This is a genomic window from Stenotrophomonas sp. STEN014, assembly GCF_056760315.1.
Genome location: NZ_JBRREN010000004.1, coordinates 331,014 through 347,046, shown reverse-complemented (window position 1 = coordinate 347,046; position 16,033 = coordinate 331,014). Strand labels below are relative to the sequence as shown.

Sequence of the window (16,033 nt, the reverse complement as noted above, 5' to 3'; positions counted from 1 at the left end):
CCGGAAGATTCCGCGGGCGTGGGCGGCCACATCTTTGCCAACCCCAACCCCACCGGCTACACCACCCGCCTTGACGGTGCCGGGCGTCGGGCACCTAAATGACCCCTCCGCGGGCGCCCCCCCGGCGCCCGCTTGCGTTTCCCCCTTCCGCAACCCCAACCGACTTTCCAAGCATGAAAGCCAACGACATCAAGAAAGGCAACGTCGTCGAGTACAACAACGGCGTCTATCAGATCCGCGACATCGAGCGCAGCTCGCCGCAGGGCCGCGGCGGCAACGTCCGCTTCCGGTTCATCATGTACAGCGTGCCGGGCGGCAACAAGCTCGATGCCAGCTTCGACGCCGATGACAACCTGCCGGAAGTGGAACTGCTGCGGCGCCAGTCCACCTTCTCCTACATGGATGGCGATGCCTTCGTGTTCATGGATGACGAGGACTACACCCCGTACACGCTGGACGCGGACGTGATCGGCGACGACGCCGGCTACATCACCGAAGGTCTGACCGGCATCTACGTGCAGGTGATCGACGAGCAGCCGGTGGCAATCCAGCTGCCGCAGCACGTCACCCTGGAAGTGGTCGAGACCCCGCCGGAACTGAAGGGCGGCACCGCCACCAAGCGCCCCAAGCCGGCCAAGCTCAATACCGGCATCGAGATCATGGTGCCGGAGTACATCACCAACGGCGAACGCATCCTGGTGAACACCACCACCGGCGAGTTCGGCGGCCGCGCCGACTGACCGCGGCGTGCCAGGTGACGGACAGGCGCCCGGCGCCTGTCCGTCCGTACCGTCACAGCCCGAACGCAAGCACAGCCCCGCGTTGCCGGCCGGACACATCACAACCATCTTCCGTATCAGCGCGGCTCCCCGCCCCTCTCCGATGACGCAGCGTCCCCGTACAGCACGCGCAGGCGCTGATGCAGCACCTCCAGCGTGGCCCGTGTCGTCTCGTTCTCGGCGCGCTCGGTCGCCGGCAACAGCTCCTGCAAGGCCTGTCGCAGCGCGGCGGCCTCCGCGGCGGCTACCGCAACCCGCTGCTCGACCTGCTCCCGCAGTGGGGCCAGTTCCCGTGCCTGGGGCAACCCGTAACCCGCCACCGGCAGCGTGCCCGGCGCCAGCAGCACTCCGGCCTGCTCCATCAGCTGGCGGAAACGCGGCGTCGCGCTCGAGTCGGCCCGCGCCGACAGCAGCACGCGCTTGAGCCGGTCGCGCGCGCGCAGTTCGTTGCGGCGCCACGCCGCCTGTTCCAGCATCAGTAGCGCAGCCACATGCTCGCCATCGGAACCGGGAGCCGTGTCGATCCAGCGTCGCCGCTGCAGGGCCGGCAGCGCCAGCCACGCCTCGACGCTGGTCACCGGAAGCGGGGTGTTTGCCTGCAGCCGCGCAAACACCAGCGCATAGTGCGGCGCGGCCGACTCGAAGTAATAACCGCGGCGAACCGCTTCGGCGCGATCCCCCGCCGGCGCAGGCACGGCTGCCCCGGCCCGGCGCAGTTTCTTCAGCAGGCCTGTCGGGGTGACCGAAGACAGCGGTGCGGCGGCAAAGCGCGGAACGCCCTCGTGCAACAACTTCCAGGTTTCCACCGCACAGTTGTTGCTGATGAAGTAGTAGCGCCCGTCATAGCTCCAGTGCAGCCGCGCGGCCTGCCGCAACAACGCGGCCACTTCATCGCGCTGCAGCTGCAACGGCGTGGAGGACAGGCTGCGCAGCTCCACCCGGGTGTACTCATCCACCACCCGGTTCAGCGGCAGCACGAACAGCCGTGAGGGATAGGAACCGGTCAATCCGCGCCAGCTGGAAATCTGCACATCACCGACAAAAGCACGGAAGGACAGCACCAGATGGTGCTGCAGATCCATGCGGCAGGCCGGACCGCGCGGGCGCCCCGGCGCGCAGACCACCAGCCGCAGCATGCTGTGGCCCCAGCGGCTCATCAGCACGTCGTTGCCTTCGGCCAGCAGGTAGTCCACCTCATAGACGCGCTGCGGGTCCAGCTCCAGCAGCGTACCGGTGCCCTCCTCCTCGCCGGCGCGCACGAACGGCAGGCTGCCTGCACAGGCGCCATCCGTCACCGGCTCCAACCCGAGCGCGGCGGCGTACCACGCCTGCAATGCCGGGCGCCGGCAGGCGTAATCCGGATCCAGCAGCACATGTTCCAGGTTGACCGCGAAGAACTCCGCGGGACTGTGCCGCTCGTAGGCGTCCGGGCTGCGCAGCGCGAACGCGTTGCGGCCTCGGCCCATCTTCAGCGGCTTGCGCTGCCAGCCGGCCTGGTCCAGAAACCGCGGCTGTGCCGACCAGCGCCCTGCAGGCGAACGGTCCAGGGCGTGGGCCAGCTCGTGGATCAGCGCCGCCTGTGCCGCACGCCACGCGTGCGGATCGGCAGTCTCGGCAGTCTCGGCAGTGTCGATGCGCTCGAGCAGTGCGCGCTGCAGCCCCAGCTCATGGCCACGGGCGCGGCCATGCACCTGCGCCGGCAAGTCGTCGCGCCAGCGCAGCTGCAGCGGCAGGTCGAAACGCTGCTTGAATGGGTGCGGAAGACGGCCCAGCACATCCTCCAGCAATCGCTGGGTGAGCTGCCGCTGTGCGGGTGTCAGACCGGTATCCGCAACTTCAACCCGCAACGCCGCCCCGACCGGGAAGACGCTGCCGAGCAGCAGCAATAGCGCCAGCCACCGCGCAGGCGGCAGCCGGCAGCGGGCCATCACAGCGCCAGGATTTTCCGCGCCAGCGCCATGTCGCTGGCCTCGCGGGCGGCCGCATCACGCTCGCGCAGGTGCAACAGTGCCGCTTCCAGATAGGCGCCCCGGATCACCCCGCCGCTGCCGACAAAACCGGCCGCATCTTCGCGGGCATCCAGCACCACCTTGTCATCGCCGGAGCTGCTGCCCGAAGAGTTGGAGGAGGCACCGGTCGCCGAGCCCGCCGAAGTGCCGGCAAAACTGGAAGCGAACACCGACATCGGCAGGGTGAACAAGGCGCAGAACAGGATCGGGCGGATCATCGGCAGGTCAACGTGGGGTGGAAAGGCGGCAAGCGTAGCCGCAGACGGCTTACAGGTCGAACACCTTGCCCGGATTCATCAGGCCATTGGGATCGAACGCACGCTTCACCGCGCGCATCAGCGCGATCTCGGCGGCGTCGCGGGTGCTGGACAGATACGCCTTCTTGACCAGACCGATCCCATGTTCGGCCGAGATGCTGCCGTCATAGCAATGCAATACCTGCGCCAGCAGTTTGGTCACCTGCTCGCACTGCGCCAGGAACTCGGCATCGGAGGTGTCATCGGGCTTGAGCACGTTGATATGCAGGTTGCCGTCGCCGATATGGCCGAACCACACCACCTCGAAGTGCGGGTAGGCGCCGCTGATCAGCGCCTGGGTCTCGGCCAGGAACGCCGGCATGGCCGAAATCCGTACCGACACGTCGTTTTTGTACGGCTTGTAGCGCGCCACCGCCTCGGTGATGCCCTCGCGCAGCCGCCACAACTGCTGGGCCTGGGCCTCGCTGGCGCTGATCACACCGTCCAGCACCCAGCCCTGCTCCATGCAGTGCTCGAACGCGGCCAGCGCGGCGGCCTCACCAGCCTCATCGGCCGAGGCGTACTCGGTGACCACGTAATACGGGTGGATCTCCTGGAACGGATACTGCGCGCCATGCGCGGTGACGTGCTTGACCGCCAGATCGGTGAAGAACTCGAACGCCTCCAGCTGCAGCCGCTCGCGGAATGCGGAAAACACCTGCATCAGCACCTCGAACGAGGGCAGCGCCAGCAGCATCACGTTGGTCGCCGGCGGCGGATCGGTGAGCTTCACCGTCGCCTCGACCACGATTCCCAGCGTGCCTTCCGAGCCGATCATGAGCTGGCGGAAGTCGTAACCGCTGGAGTTCTTGATCAAGCCCTTGTTGAGTTCCAGCAGCTCGCCATTGGCGGCCACCACCTTCAGCCCGGCGATCCACTCGCGGGTATTGCCATAGCGGATCACACGGATGCCGCCGGCGTTGGTGGCGATATTGCCGCCGATCGAGCAGGAGCCGCGCGCGGCGAAATCCACCGGATAGATCAGACCGTGTTCGCGGGCGGCGTTGTGCAGGGCCTCCAGCGGCATGCCGGCCTGCACGGTCAGCGTGCGGTCCACCGCATCGAAGGCCAGCGCCTTGTTCATCCGCTCCAGGCTCAGTACCAGCTCGCCATTGGCCGCCACCGCGCCGCCGGACAGGCCGGTACGGCCGCCGGAGGGCACCAGCGCCACCTTGTGCGTGTTCGCCCAGCGCACCACCGCCTGCACTTCCTCGACATTGCCCGGCAGCGCGATGGCCAGCGGCGCCGGTGTCCAGCGCCGGGTCCAGTCGCGCCCGTAGTGCTCCAGATCGCCCGGCCCGGTTTTCAGACGCAGATGGGGACAGGACTGCAACAGGGATTCCAGACGTGGATCGGTCATGACGGTGTTTGGGGCGACGTGAAGACCGGCAAGCGTGCCAGTCCCGCCGGGCGCCGTCCAGCGCACCGGCGCCACGTCCGCAACCGGACAATTACATTCACATGAAACCTTTTAGCTTCAATGCCTTGCCTTCTTGCGCAGTGCACCAAACGCGGTGCGGTTCTGGCATAGTGACGGCCCAGCCACCGTTGCCCTCGTGCCCGACATGTCGCCCAAGAAGACCTCGTTCCCGAAGCAGGACATCCGCGTTTTGTTGCTCGAGGGGGTCAGCCCGACCGCCGTGGACACCTTCAAGGCCGCCGGCTATTCGCAGATCGAGCTGCACAGCAAGTCGCTGCCCGAGGACGAGCTGAAGGCACGTATCGCCGAGGCGCACATCATCGGCATCCGCTCGCGCACCCACCTCAGCGCCGAGGTGCTGGCCCATGCCAAGCGCCTGATCGCGGTGGGCTGTTTCTGCATCGGCACCAACCAGGTGGATCTGGAAGCGGCCGAACTGGCCGGCATTCCGGTCTTCAACGCGCCCTACTCCAACACCCGTTCGGTGGCCGAGCTGGTCATCGCCGAAGCGATCATGCTCACCCGTGGCATCCCGCAGAAGAATGCCCAATGCCACCGCGGTGGCTGGTCCAAGTCGGCCACCGGCAGCCACGAGGTGCGCGGCAAGACCCTGGGCATCATCGGCTACGGCCACATCGGCACCCAGGTCGGCGTGCTGGCCGAAGCGCTGGGCATGCACGTCATCTTCCACGACATCGAAAGCAAGCTGTCGCTGGGCAACGCACATCCGGCCGCCGGCCTGGACGACCTGCTGGCCCGTGCCGACGTGGTCACCCTGCACGTGCCGGAGAACGCCTCCACGCAATGGATGATCGGCGCCGCGCAGCTGGCCAGGATGAAGCCCGGTGCGCACCTGATCAACGCCGCCCGCGGCACCGTGGTCGATATCGACGCGCTGGACGCCGCGCTGCGCTCTGGCCATCTGGGCGGCGCTGCGGTGGACGTGTTCCCGGTCGAACCCAAGGGCAATGGCGACCTGTTCGAATCGCCGCTGACCGCGCACGACAATGTGATCCTGACCCCGCACGTGGGCGGCTCTACGCTCGAGGCGCAGGACAACATCGGCATCGAGGTGGCCGCCAAACTGGTGCGCTACAGCGACAACGGCTCCACCCTGTCGGCGGTCAACTTCCCGGAAGTGACCCTGCCCGAGCACGAGCAGAGCCTGCGTCTGCTGCACATCCACCGCAACGTGCCCGGGGTGCTGTCCAAGATCAACGAGATCTTCTCGCGCCACAACCTCAACATCGACGGCCAGTTCCTGCGTACCGACCCCAAGGTCGGCTACGTGGTGATCGACATCAGCGCGACCGAGGAACAGGCCGCGGCGATCCGCGAGGACCTGGCCGCGATCCCGGGCACGCTGCGCACCCGCATCCTGTACTGAACCGATGGCCGGCTCCGCGGTGGCGGCAACCGCCGCCACGCGCATTCCGGCCGTCATACCGAAGGCACCAGAGGCCCGGACAGCTCCAGGATCACCCGTCGGCTGGCGCTCCCCCCAAACCCCCCCCCCCCCCCCGCCCCCCACCGCTGCGCCATGCGCCGCATCGAGGCGTCGCCGGCTTCGGCGATCTCGGCCACCGGGCGCCAGGCCAGCGCCAGCGACTCGTCACTGACCAGGAATTCCTCCGAACCACCCGCCATCACCACATAGCGCACGTCGTAATGCCAATGCCCCGGCACCTCGCCGCGCGCGGGAATCCAGTGCCGGTCCAGGTCATGGATTTCCGTCGAGGCCAACACCAGCCCGGCCACCCCCGACTCCTCCTGCGCCTCGCGCAGCGCCACCGCCGCCAGGTCATGGTCGCCCTCGGCATGACCGCCCGGTTGCAGCCAGCGCCGCAGCTTGCGGTGATGGGTCAACAGCACGCGCCGGCCATCGCCACTGACCAGCCACGCGCTGCCGGTGAAATGACCGGCCAGACGCTGGCGGGTGAACGGGTCCACTCCACCGGCGTCGAGCAGGGCCACAAATTCCCGCGCGAGGGCCGCCTGCTCCGGCCAGCGCCGCGCATAGTCCTCCAACGCCCCCCGCAACCGTTGATCCTGCTCATGCATGACTGCAAGCACATCCAGACGTTTCACTCCGGCGGTCATTATCGCCATCCATGTTGCACCTGCGCTTGTCGAGTCTGGCGGCGTTTGGCAAGGTAGTGCGGTTGCCTGTCATTCAGTTTGAGACACAACACAACGGCCCCGTCACCTGTGGTGTTCGGGCCAACACATCGCTCGGGAATTACGCGGAATGCTGAAAACACTGTTGAGGGTCAAGCCGGTCGAACCGGCCGCACATGTCGATGCCGGGGAACCGGTCGAAGGCAGCCTGCAAGGCGAAGCCACACTCAAGCGCACCCTCACCGCCCGGCACCTGATCCTGCTGGGCATGGGCGCGGTGATCGGCGCCGGCATCTTTGTCGTCACCGGCCAGGCCGCGGCCAACCATGCCGGTCCGGCAATCATGCTGTCCTTCGTGCTGGCCGGGCTGGCCTGCGCCTTCGCCGGCCTGTGCTACGCCGAGTTCGCCGCGATGATCCCGGTCTCCGGCAGCGCCTATTCCTATTCCTACGCCACCCTGGGCGAAGGAATGGCCTGGTTCATCGGCTGGTGCCTGGTGCTGGAGTACCTGTTCGCCTCGGCCTCGGTGGCGGTGGGCTGGTCTGCGTACATGATCAGCTTCCTCACCACCACCTTGAACCTGCCTTTCCCCGATGCACTGACCGCCGCGCCCGTGGTCTGGGAAGACGGCCAGTTCATCGCCTCCGGCAAACTGTTCAACCTGCCGGCGGTGCTGATCGTGGCGGCGATCGCCGGCCTGCTGTACGTGGGTGTCACCCAGTCCACCTTCGTCAACGCGATCATCGTGGCGATCAAGGTCACCGTGATCTGCCTGTTCGTCGGCTTCGGCGCGATGTACGTGGACCCGGCCAACTGGACCCCGTTCATTCCGGAAAACACCGGCACCTTCGGCGAGTTCGGCTGGACCGGCGTGTTCCGCGCCGCCTCGATCGTGTTCTTCGCCTACATCGGCTTCGACGCGGTCTCCACCGCCGCAGGCGAAACCCGTGATCCGCAGCGCAACATGCCGATCGGCCTGCTCGGCTCGCTGGCGGTGTGCACGGTGATCTACATCATCGTCTGCGCGGTGCTGACCGGCCTGTTGCCATACACCCAGCTGGGCACCGACAAGCCGGTGGTCACCGCGCTGGAAACCTACGCCAAGCTGACCTGGCTCAAGACCTGGGTCGAGATCGGCGCCATCGCCGGCCTGTCCTCGGTGATCCTGGTGATGATGATGGGCCAGACCCGCGTGGCCTACACCATCTCCCGCGACGGCCTGCTGCCGTCGATCTTCGGCAAGGTCCATGCGAAGTACCGCACCCCGCACCTGAGCACGGTGATCGTCGGCGTCATCGCCGCCGCCCTGGCCGGACTGGTGCCGCTGAGCGTGCTCGGCGAACTGGTGGCGATGGGCACCCTGCTGGCGTTCGCCACAGTGTGCATCGGCATTCTGGTGCTGCGCCGGACCAAACCGGATATGCCGCGCTCGTTCCGCGTGCCGGCGGTGTGGTTCATCGCCCCGGCCGGCGCGCTGATCTGCCTGGGCCTGTTCGCCATGGCCTTCGCCGCGCACTGGCTGGTGTTCGTGCTGTGGAACGTGCTGGGCGTGGCCATCTACCTGGGCTACGGCATGCGCCACAGCAAGCTCAACAAGCGCGCCTGATTTCCCACTGACGACCGGCGCGCTGTGCGCCGGCTTTCTTGCGCGGCCACCGCGCACCGACCAGCGAAGACCCGAACCATGTTCAAGCAACTGTGGGCCACCAAGCATCCGCACGCCGCACACAAGGAGGCCGAAGGCCTGAGCCTGCGCCGCACCCTGGGCCCGTGGGGTCTGACCGCACTGGGCATCGGCGCGGTGATCGGCGGCGGCATTTTCGTCATCACCGGTACCGCCGCGGCCAACCATGCCGGCCCGGCGATCATGCTGTCCTTCCTGCTGGCGGCCATCTGCTGCGCGTTCTGCGCCCTGGCCTACGCCGAGTTCGCCTCGATGGTGCCGGTCTCCGGCAGCGCCTACACCTATACCTACGCGACTTTCGGCGAGCTGTCGGCCTGGTTCATCGGCTGGATGCTGGTACTGGAATACGGCGTCTCCGCCTCGGCGGTGGCCGTCAGCTGGACCGGCTATTTCCTCAGTTTCCTCAGCCATTTCGACATCCACCTGCCGGCCGCGCTGGTCAACGCCCCGCTGGACGCGCAGCTCAAGCCCACCGGTGCCATCGCCAACCTCCCGGCCGCCGTGCTGGTGCTGTTGCTGACCTGGCTGTGCTACGTCGGCATCCGCAAATCCTCGGCCATGAACATGGGCATGGTCATCCTCAAGACCGGCCTGATCCTGCTGGTGATCTTCGCCGGCTGGAAATACGTGGACACCTCCAACTGGACCCCGTTCATTCCCGCCAACGAGGGCCCGGGCAAGTACGGTTTCGAGGGCGTGCTGCGTGGCGCGGCGATGGTGTTCTTCGCCTACATCGGCTTCGAGGCCGTCTCGGTGGCCGCGCAGGAATCGCACCGGCCGCAGCGCGACATGCCTATCGGCATGCTGCTGTCGCTGGTGGTGTGCACCGTGCTGTACATCGCCATGGCCGCGGTGATGACCGGACTGGTGCCGTACACGCTGCTGGGCACCGCCGAGCCGGTGGTGACCGCGGTGGCCGCGCATCCGCAGCTGAGCTGGCTGCGCATCATCGTCGAGGTCGGCGCGCTGATCGGTTTGGCCTCGGTGGTGTTGGTGATGGTGATCGGCCAGCCGCGCATCTTCATGATCATGGGCCGCGACGGCCTGCTGCCGCCGGTGTTCACCCGGATCCACCCCAAGTACCGCACCCCGCACATCAACACCGTCATCACCGGTATCGGCATCGCGCTGCTGGCGGCGCTGTTCCCGCTGGACATCCTCGGCGAGCTGACCTCGATGGGCACACTGATCGCCTTCGCCGCGGTCTGCGCCGGCGTGCTGGTGCTGCGCCGCACCCAGCCGGACCTGCCGCGCCCATTCCGTATCCCGATGGCATGGCTGGTATGCAGCCTGGGCGTGATCAGCTGCATCGCCCTGCTCACCGCCATGACCGCCCACAACTGGATGCTGATGGGCGTGTGGACCGCCGCCGGTTTCCTCATCTATTTCCTCTACGGCATCCGTCACAGCAAGCTCCACGCCGAGAACACCGGCAAGGGCGGCTGATCCGATCACTGCCGTGCCATGGATACCGCCCGGGTGCGCCAGCGCCCGGGCTTTTTCATGGCGCCCATCCATGCGCGCCCCGTTCGGCGGCGTTGCCGCGAGAATGGCTGGCCTGCCGTTCCTGCATGACGCACAGCCGCTTGCCTGAGCCTGCGCACCCGCGCCGGAAAAACCCATACGTTCCATCCGGATAAAAGCATGGATTGCTCCGGCAGTTGCTAGAATGCCGGCCATGAACGCGCCTTCCGCCCCCTACGACACCCAGCGGCTGAGTGAACTGGCCCAGCTGCTGATCGACAACGTCCGCGAACTGGCCCAGGCCGGCTGGACGCCCGCCACCAGCAGCAACTTCTCGCACCGGCTCGATGACCAGCACGCGGCCATCACCGTGTCCGGCAAGGACAAGGGCCGTCTGATCGAAAGCGACATCATGGTCGTGGACTTCGCCGGCAAGGCCGTCGGCCGGCCGCTGCGGCCCTCGGCCGAAACCCTGCTTCACACCCAGCTGTACGCCCGCTTTCCGGACGTGGGCTGTGTGCTGCATACCCACTCGCCGGTGCAGACCATCGCCTCGCGCCTGTTCGCCCCTCAAGGCCATATCCGCCTGGACGGCTACGAGCTGCTCAAGGCGCTGCACGGCAATTCCACCCACGAAACCACCGTCGACCTGAAGGTGTTCCCCAACACCCAGGACATGGACGTGCTGGCCGCGCAGGTGGAAGCCGAACTCGACAAGGGGCCGATGTGGGGCTACCTGATCGACGGCCACGGCCTGTATGCCTGGGGCCGCGACATGGCCGAGGCACGTCGCCATCTGGAAGCCTTCGAATTCCTGCTGCACTGCGAACTGGAGCTGCGCAAACTGCGCGGCAACGCCTGATCGCTTCCGCACGGCACGCCGCCGCACCGGCGCGTGCCTGCTACGCTCCCCCTCCCCCCGTCGAGTCCATCGCCATGAGCCGACTGCGCATTTTCAACGACACCGCCCCGGACACCCCGCTGCTGGACAGCCGCGACGGCGCGGTCATCGCCGCCGAACTGGAGAAGATCGGTGTCACCTTCGAACGCTGGCAGGCCAAACACCCGATCACCCCGGGCGCCAGCCAGGAGGAAGTGTTCGCCGCCTACCGCGAGGACATCGACCGTCTGGTCGCCGCGCACGGCTTCAAGAGCGTGGACGTGGCCTCGATCGCGCCGGACAACCCCAACCGCGCCGAGATCCGTGCCAAGTTCCTTGATGAGCACTACCACAAGGAAGACGAAGTGCGTTTCTTCGTCGCCGGCTCGGGCCTGTTCACCCTGCACGTGGGTGACAAGGTCTACGAGGTGGAGTGTGTCAAGGACGATCTGATCTCGGTTCCGGACGGCGTCACCCACTGGTTCGATATGGGCGAGGAGCCCAGCTTCGCCGCGATCCGCTTCTTCACCGAACCGGACGGCTGGGTCGGCCATTTCACCGGCACCGACATCGCCCAGCGCTTCCCGCGTTACGAACCCAGCGCCGCCTGATCCCGCGCGGCCACCGCCGCGTGGCCGCCGCCTCTGCCTTGAAGACTTTCCGCATGTCCCAGCCACGCGCCATCCTCACTGATATCGAGGGCACCACCTCGAGCATCTCCTTCGTCAAGGAAGTGCTGTTCCCCTACGCCCGCGCCGCCCTGCCCGGCTTCGTCCGCGAACACGGCCAGCAGCCGGATGTCCGTCGCTGGCTCGACGCGGTGGCCACCGAAATCGCCGCCGGCGCCTGCCAGGACGAAGTGATCGTCGAAACCCTGCAGGGCTGGATCGACCAGGACCGCAAGCACACCGCGCTCAAGGCGCTGCAGGGCATGATCTGGGAGGTCGGCTACCGCAACGGCGACTACACCGCCCACCTGTATCCGGAAGTGGCCGCGGTGCTGCGCGGCTGGCAGGCCGCCGGGCTGCCGCTGTACGTCTATTCCTCCGGCTCGGTGCCGGCGCAGAAACTGTTCTTCGGCTTCTCCGATGCCGGCGACCTCAACGGCCTGTTCTCCGGCAATTTCGACACCGAGATCGGCGGCAAGCGCGAAACCGCCAGCTATGCCCGTATCGCCGGGGCGATCGGCATTGAACCGAAGGACATCCTGTTCCTGTCGGATATCGTCGAGGAGCTGGATGCCGCCCGCGAGGCCGGTCTGCAGACCGTGCTGCTGGACCGCCTGTCCGACTACCCGATGCCGCGCACCGGCGACGCCACCCACGGCCACACCCGGGTCGAGAATTTCCAGCAGATCACGCTCTGAACCGGCAGTGATACGACGGAAAACGGCCCCTTCGGGGCCGTTTCCTTTTCCCGTCAACAGAACCGCCGAGTTTTGCCGCACAAGACGGCCCGCCAACCGGCACTGGCCCGCACCGCTTCGATTCGAATCGTTGGCAACGACAGCCCCGGCCGGCGCCACGCCGGCGCTGTGATGAAACCCTCTTCGCGGCGACCATGGCACCATCGCGGCCGGCACTTCCGGCAGGAACACGCAGATGGGTATCGCTTCACAGATCGGCCAGGCACTGGGCGCCGAATTCGCCATTCCGGACCTGGGCACGTTGACGGTCATCGTCTCGCGCCTGCTCACCGCCATCGTGCTCGGCGGCGCGCTGGGGCTGGAGCGTGAAAGCAAGGGCCGTGCGGCCGGGCTGAAGACCCATATCCTGGTCAGCCTGGGTTCGGCGCTGTTTGTGCTGGCGCCGCTGCAGGCCGGCGCTTCCACCGGCGATGTCACCCGGGTGATGCAGGGCATCGTCTCGGGCATCGGCTTTCTCGGCGCCGGCGCCATCCTCAAGCTGGACAAGGAAGAACGCGTACAGGGCCTGACCACCGCCGCCGGCATCTGGATGACCGCCGCCATCGGCATGGCCGCCGGCATGGGCATGCAGATGGTGGCCGTGGCCACCACCGTGGCGGCGCTGGCGGTGGTCAGCACGATTCCGAAACTGATGCCCGACCGCATGGACCCGGACAACACCAGCGACAGCTGACGGCAGTCCCAGCGCCTGGCTCAGTGCGCGCGGGCCTGCGCCGCGCGCCGCAGCACCAGCACCTCGATCCGCGACGGCACGCCCAGCCGCGCACTGAAACCGTCCCACTGCCCCGCGCCGCTGCTGACGAACAGGGTCATGTCCTGCACCCGGTACTCGCCACGCACGTAGCCGTGGTTGAACGGTGCCACGACCCAGCGATCGAAGCCGGGCATGTGGCCGCCGTGGGTATGTCCGGAGATCTGCAGATCCACCGCGCCGGTTGCCGCCGCGGCGCGCGCCTGCTTGGGCTGGTGGGCCAATAGCACGTGCACATCACTGCCACGGGCCGCGGCCACCACCGCCGGCAGATCCGGCGCCAATCCACCGTGCATGTAGGGCGAGGCCCGCAGCGCGGCCAGATCCCCCACACCCGACAGCGCCAGCGTCCGGCCACGGATGTCCAGCGTCGCGGTCTGGTTCTCCAGCACGCCCAGACCCATCTGCCGGAAGTGCGCCATCCAGCGCGCATAGCCGTGGTAGTACTCGTGGTTGCCCGGCGCCAGCCACACGCCATAGGGCGCCTGCAGGTCGGCCAGCGCGGTGACAAATGGCGCGGTGTCCTCCACTTCGCCATCGACCATGTCACCGGGCAGCACGATCAGGTCGGGCTTGACCGCCAGCGTCGCCGCCACGATGCGCTCGGTGCGCCAGCTGCGCTTGACCGGGCTGATATGCAGATCGGCCAGCACCGCCACCCGCAGCCCGTCCATCTCCACCGGCAGATTCGGCACCACCAGTTCGCGCTCCTGCACCGCCGGCGGCTTCAATCCATTCCCGATGCCCAGTGTCGCCAGCAGCATGATCACCGCCGCCGCGCCCTGGTTCAGCCCACGCCCATGCCACAGCGTGGCCAGCGCAGCCTGGCGTGGGAACAGCCGCGTCAGCAGCCAGCCGGCCTCGCGCAGCAGCAGGAACACCAGCAGCAGGATGAACATCACCAGCACCCAGCCGAACACCAGCTGGATCCACGCCTCCACCGCGTAGGCGAACACATCCAGCCGCCACAGCGTGGCAAACGCCAGCCCCAGCAGCGCCAGGGCCAGGCTGGGGCCGATATGCCAGCGCCGCTGGCGCTGGGACAGGAAGTGCACGGGCCACCACAGCCACAGCGCCATCAACGGCAGGATCAGGGAAACAATCAGGGTCATCATCGGTAACAGGGGCACGCATCCGGCAACGACCGGTACGCACCCTCACAGGGGAAGGGGAAACAGCGCAGCACTGTGCCATGGCGCGATGCCATCGGCGCCGGCGTGACTGGAACACTCCGTCGCCGCGCGTGCCGGTGCGCCACAAACGGCAAGGGCACCGCCTTGGCGATGCCCTTGCCAGGTCACTCCACCGCAGATTACTTGGACTTTTCAGCAATCCACGTATTGATCTTCTCGTCCAGCACATCCAGCGGCACCGAGCCGTCCTTCAGCACTTCAGCATGGAACTGGCGGATGTCGAACTTGTCGCCCAGCTTCTGCTCGGCACGTTTGCGCAGCTCTTGGATCTTCAGCTCGCCGGTCTTGTAGGCCAGCGCCTGGCCCGGCCAGGCGATATAACGCTCGGCTTCGGCAATTGCGTCCGGCTCGCTCACCGAGGAGTTGGCGAACATGTAGTCCAGCACCTGCTGGCGGCTCCAGTTCTTCGAATGCAGGCCGGTATCGACCACCAGCCGCACCGCGCGCCACAGCTCGCCCTGCAGGCGGCCGAAGTAGCTGTACGGATCGGTATACACACCCAGATCCTTGCCCAGGCTTTCGGCATACAGGCCCCAGCCCTCGATGAAGGCGGTCTCACCGCCGAAGCGGCGGAACGCCGGCACGTCCTTCAGTTCCTGCTGCAACGCCAGCTGGAAGTGGTGGCCGGGAATGGCCTCGTGCAGGAACAGGTCTTCGGCGTCCCAGGTCTTGCGCGTGGGCAGATCATAGGTGTTGACGTAGAAAATGCCCGGACGGGTACCGTCCTCGCTCGGCGTCATGTACGACCCACCGGCCGCCGACTTGGCACGGAACGCCTCCACCGGACGGATCTCGAAGCCGGCCTTGGGCGTGAGCGAGAACAGCTTGCCGACGTTGGCGTTGACCTTGGCTTCCAGCCCGCGGTAGTGCTCCAGCAGCGCCTGCTCGGACTTGAACTCGAACTGCTTGTCGTTCTGCATGAACTTGAAGAAGTCCTGCAGCGAGCCCTTGAAGCCCACCTGCGCCATCACCTGGTTGATCTCGGCATGGATGCGCGCCACTTCGGACAGGCCGATGGCGTGGATCTGCTCCGGCGTCTGCGCGGTGGTGGTGCTCTCCTTGGCGTTGAAGGCGTACCACGCCTTGCCCTCGGGCAGTGCATCCAGGCCCACGGTGTCGCGGGTGGCCGGCAGGTACTCGTTGGCGATGAAGTCACGCTGCTTTTTGATCGCCGGCATCAGCTGATCGGCGATCAGCGTGCGGTAGGCCGCGGTCAGGCGGTCCTTGTCGGCCTGCGGGAAATCGGCCGGCATGGCCTTGATCGGCCCCCAGAACTGGCTGTCCTCGGGCTTGGCGGTGAGGATCTCGTCGAACTGCGGCACCACCTTTTCCATCAGCACGCGCGGCTGCACCACGCCGGCCTTCATGCCCTCGCGCATGTTGCCGATTTCGGTCTCCAGCACCAGCGGGATGCGGCCGGCACGCGCCAGCCAGTTGTCGTAGTCCTTCACCGTCTTGAACGGCTGCGCCACCTGGCCCGAACCCAGCATCACCGCATAGCTCACGGTCGAGCCCATCTGGTTGACCGGCATCATCCAGGTCGGGAACTTTTCCCCTTCCAGCGATTGCTTCTGCTCCTCGACGAAGATCCGGTAGCTGAGCAGGTCCTGCCCGGACAGCCCGGCATCGCCGAGCTTCTCCACCTTGCCCAGCCACTCGGTGCTGAAATCATGGCTCTGCTGGCGGAACTCGGCCGAGGCGAAGTTCGGCAGCTGGTCGTTGTAGCGGTTGTCGCCCTGGAAGGTGGCCTGCAGCGGGTTCAGCTTGAGCACGCCTTCCCAGTAGTCGGCATACAGCTGGTTCAGCTGCGCGGCCTTGTAGGCCTGCGGCGCCTGGGTGGTGGCATCGTCCGCGGCCGGCGGCGAAGACGGCGAGCACGCCGTCAGCGCGGTGGCCAGCGACAGCGAGACGGCATACGCCAGAGGGCGGAAGTTCATCGGGGGTATCCATACGGTGGACGAGGTGGCCAGCGTCGATCCAGAACGCTCCGCAGGAAAGGGCCAAAGGTCACGC

14 protein-coding genes are annotated in these 16,033 nt (G+C 66.9%); 8 read left to right on the top strand and 6 right to left on the bottom strand.

All coding sequences use genetic code 11. The features are described 5' to 3' along the window. Window positions 1-173 precede the first annotated feature (173 nt). The gene (gene yeiP / locus ACVOMC_RS08330; protein WP_054659816.1) at window positions 174-740 is read left to right on the top strand and encodes an elongation factor P-like protein YeiP; all 567 of its coding nucleotides are present in this window, start codon (window positions 174-176) and stop codon (window positions 738-740) included. Window positions 741-856: 116 nt separating this feature from the next. Here yeiP and ACVOMC_RS08325 read toward each other — a convergent pair whose 3' ends face one another. From ACVOMC_RS08325 to ACVOMC_RS08315, 3 genes are read right to left on the bottom strand one after another with little or no spacing between them, the layout of a single operon-like run. Next, window positions 857-2,707, bottom strand: coding sequence for a DUF7844 domain-containing protein (locus ACVOMC_RS08325; RefSeq protein WP_481523569.1), 1,851 nt, complete (start codon window positions 2,705-2,707; stop codon window positions 857-859). Beyond that, window positions 2,707-3,006 carry a DUF2388 domain-containing protein gene (locus ACVOMC_RS08320; protein WP_054658297.1) on the bottom strand — a complete coding sequence of 100 codons (300 nt, stop codon included), beginning with the start codon at window positions 3,004-3,006 and terminating at the stop codon, window positions 2,707-2,709. The genes ACVOMC_RS08325 and ACVOMC_RS08320 overlap by 1 nt, the downstream gene beginning before the upstream one ends. Before the next feature lie 49 nt (window positions 3,007-3,055). Continuing rightward, entirely contained in the window at window positions 3,056-4,444 is a 1,389-nt protein-coding gene (locus ACVOMC_RS08315) for an FAD-binding oxidoreductase (protein ID WP_481523568.1), read from the bottom strand. 205 nt (window positions 4,445-4,649) lie between these two features. Here ACVOMC_RS08315 and serA point away from each other — a divergent pair, with 205 nt between their 5' ends. Then, window positions 4,650-5,891, top strand: a complete 1,242-nt coding sequence (serA, locus tag ACVOMC_RS08310) for a phosphoglycerate dehydrogenase (RefSeq protein ID WP_054658300.1) — start codon at window positions 4,650-4,652, stop codon at window positions 5,889-5,891. A 53-nt stretch (window positions 5,892-5,944) separates the two neighbouring features. Here the strand turns inward: serA and ACVOMC_RS08305 are convergent, their stop codons facing one another. Continuing rightward, entirely contained in the window at window positions 5,945-6,565 is a 621-nt protein-coding gene (locus ACVOMC_RS08305; protein WP_481523577.1) for an NUDIX hydrolase, read from the bottom strand. Between the two features lie 187 nt (window positions 6,566-6,752). Between ACVOMC_RS08305 and ACVOMC_RS08300 the strand changes: the two genes are divergently transcribed. The 6 genes from ACVOMC_RS08300 to ACVOMC_RS08275 all read left to right on the top strand — a co-directional run bounded on the left by ACVOMC_RS08300 (window position 6,753) and on the right by ACVOMC_RS08275 (window position 12,749). Further along, window positions 6,753-8,228 carry an amino acid permease gene (locus ACVOMC_RS08300; protein WP_481523567.1) on the top strand — a complete coding sequence of 492 codons (1,476 nt, stop codon included), beginning with the start codon at window positions 6,753-6,755 and terminating at the stop codon, window positions 8,226-8,228. A 78-nt stretch (window positions 8,229-8,306) separates the two neighbouring features. Further along, window positions 8,307-9,752 carry an amino acid permease gene (locus ACVOMC_RS08295; RefSeq protein WP_054658303.1) on the top strand — a complete coding sequence of 482 codons (1,446 nt, stop codon included), beginning with the start codon at window positions 8,307-8,309 and terminating at the stop codon, window positions 9,750-9,752. A gap of 232 nt (window positions 9,753-9,984) precedes the next feature. After that, complete coding sequence (locus ACVOMC_RS08290; protein WP_481523566.1) at window positions 9,985-10,632, top strand: methylthioribulose 1-phosphate dehydratase; 648 nt, start codon at window positions 9,985-9,987, stop codon at window positions 10,630-10,632. A 74-nt stretch (window positions 10,633-10,706) separates the two neighbouring features. Continuing rightward, window positions 10,707-11,261, top strand: a complete 555-nt coding sequence (locus tag ACVOMC_RS08285) for a 1,2-dihydroxy-3-keto-5-methylthiopentene dioxygenase (protein ID WP_481523565.1) — start codon at window positions 10,707-10,709, stop codon at window positions 11,259-11,261. Window positions 11,262-11,314: 53 nt separating this feature from the next. Continuing rightward, window positions 11,315-12,016, top strand: a complete 702-nt coding sequence (gene mtnC, locus ACVOMC_RS08280; protein WP_481523564.1) for an acireductone synthase — start codon at window positions 11,315-11,317, stop codon at window positions 12,014-12,016. Window positions 12,017-12,251: 235 nt separating this feature from the next. Next, window positions 12,252-12,749 (top strand): MgtC/SapB family protein, encoded by a 498-nt coding sequence (locus ACVOMC_RS08275; protein ID WP_481523563.1) that lies wholly within the window; start codon window positions 12,252-12,254, stop codon window positions 12,747-12,749. Between the two features lie 20 nt (window positions 12,750-12,769). On the opposite strand, the gene ACVOMC_RS08270 is transcribed toward ACVOMC_RS08275, so the two are convergent. Further along, entirely contained in the window at window positions 12,770-13,939 is a 1,170-nt protein-coding gene (locus tag ACVOMC_RS08270; RefSeq protein WP_481523562.1) for a metallophosphoesterase, read from the bottom strand. Window positions 13,940-14,139: 200 nt separating this feature from the next. Continuing rightward, window positions 14,140-15,957: a DUF885 domain-containing protein gene (locus tag ACVOMC_RS08265; protein ID WP_481523561.1), complete on the bottom strand. Its 1,818-nt coding sequence runs from the start codon at window positions 15,955-15,957 to the stop codon at window positions 14,140-14,142. Window positions 15,958-16,033: the final 76 nt, after the last annotated feature.

What these genes read in the sequence shown, in the direction of transcription:
- ACVOMC_RS08315 (WP_481523568.1), bottom strand. Translation starts at nt 4,444, where the DNA reads ATGACCGATCCACGTCTGGAATCCCTGTTGCAGTCCTGTCCCCATCTG.
- ACVOMC_RS08300 (WP_481523567.1), top strand. Translation starts at nt 6,753, where the DNA reads ATGCTGAAAACACTGTTGAGGGTCAAGCCGGTCGAACCGGCCGCACAT.
- ACVOMC_RS08270 (WP_481523562.1), bottom strand. Translation starts at nt 13,939, where the DNA reads ATGACCCTGATTGTTTCCCTGATCCTGCCGTTGATGGCGCTGTGGCTG.
- ACVOMC_RS08290 (WP_481523566.1), top strand. Translation starts at nt 9,985, where the DNA reads ATGAACGCGCCTTCCGCCCCCTACGACACCCAGCGGCTGAGTGAACTG.
- ACVOMC_RS08320 (WP_054658297.1), bottom strand. Translation starts at nt 3,006, where the DNA reads ATGATCCGCCCGATCCTGTTCTGCGCCTTGTTCACCCTGCCGATGTCG.
- ACVOMC_RS08275 (WP_481523563.1), top strand. Translation starts at nt 12,252, where the DNA reads ATGGGTATCGCTTCACAGATCGGCCAGGCACTGGGCGCCGAATTCGCC.
- mtnC (WP_481523564.1), top strand. Translation starts at nt 11,315, where the DNA reads ATGTCCCAGCCACGCGCCATCCTCACTGATATCGAGGGCACCACCTCG.
- ACVOMC_RS08295 (WP_054658303.1), top strand. Translation starts at nt 8,307, where the DNA reads ATGTTCAAGCAACTGTGGGCCACCAAGCATCCGCACGCCGCACACAAG.
- ACVOMC_RS08305 (WP_481523577.1), bottom strand. Translation starts at nt 6,565, where the DNA reads ATGCATGAGCAGGATCAACGGTTGCGGGGGGCGTTGGAGGACTATGCG.
- serA (WP_054658300.1), top strand. Translation starts at nt 4,650, where the DNA reads ATGTCGCCCAAGAAGACCTCGTTCCCGAAGCAGGACATCCGCGTTTTG.
- yeiP (WP_054659816.1), top strand. Translation starts at nt 174, where the DNA reads ATGAAAGCCAACGACATCAAGAAAGGCAACGTCGTCGAGTACAACAAC.
- ACVOMC_RS08325 (WP_481523569.1), bottom strand. Translation starts at nt 2,707, where the DNA reads ATGGCCCGCTGCCGGCTGCCGCCTGCGCGGTGGCTGGCGCTATTGCTG.
- ACVOMC_RS08265 (WP_481523561.1), bottom strand. Translation starts at nt 15,957, where the DNA reads ATGAACTTCCGCCCTCTGGCGTATGCCGTCTCGCTGTCGCTGGCCACC.
- ACVOMC_RS08285 (WP_481523565.1), top strand. Translation starts at nt 10,707, where the DNA reads ATGAGCCGACTGCGCATTTTCAACGACACCGCCCCGGACACCCCGCTG.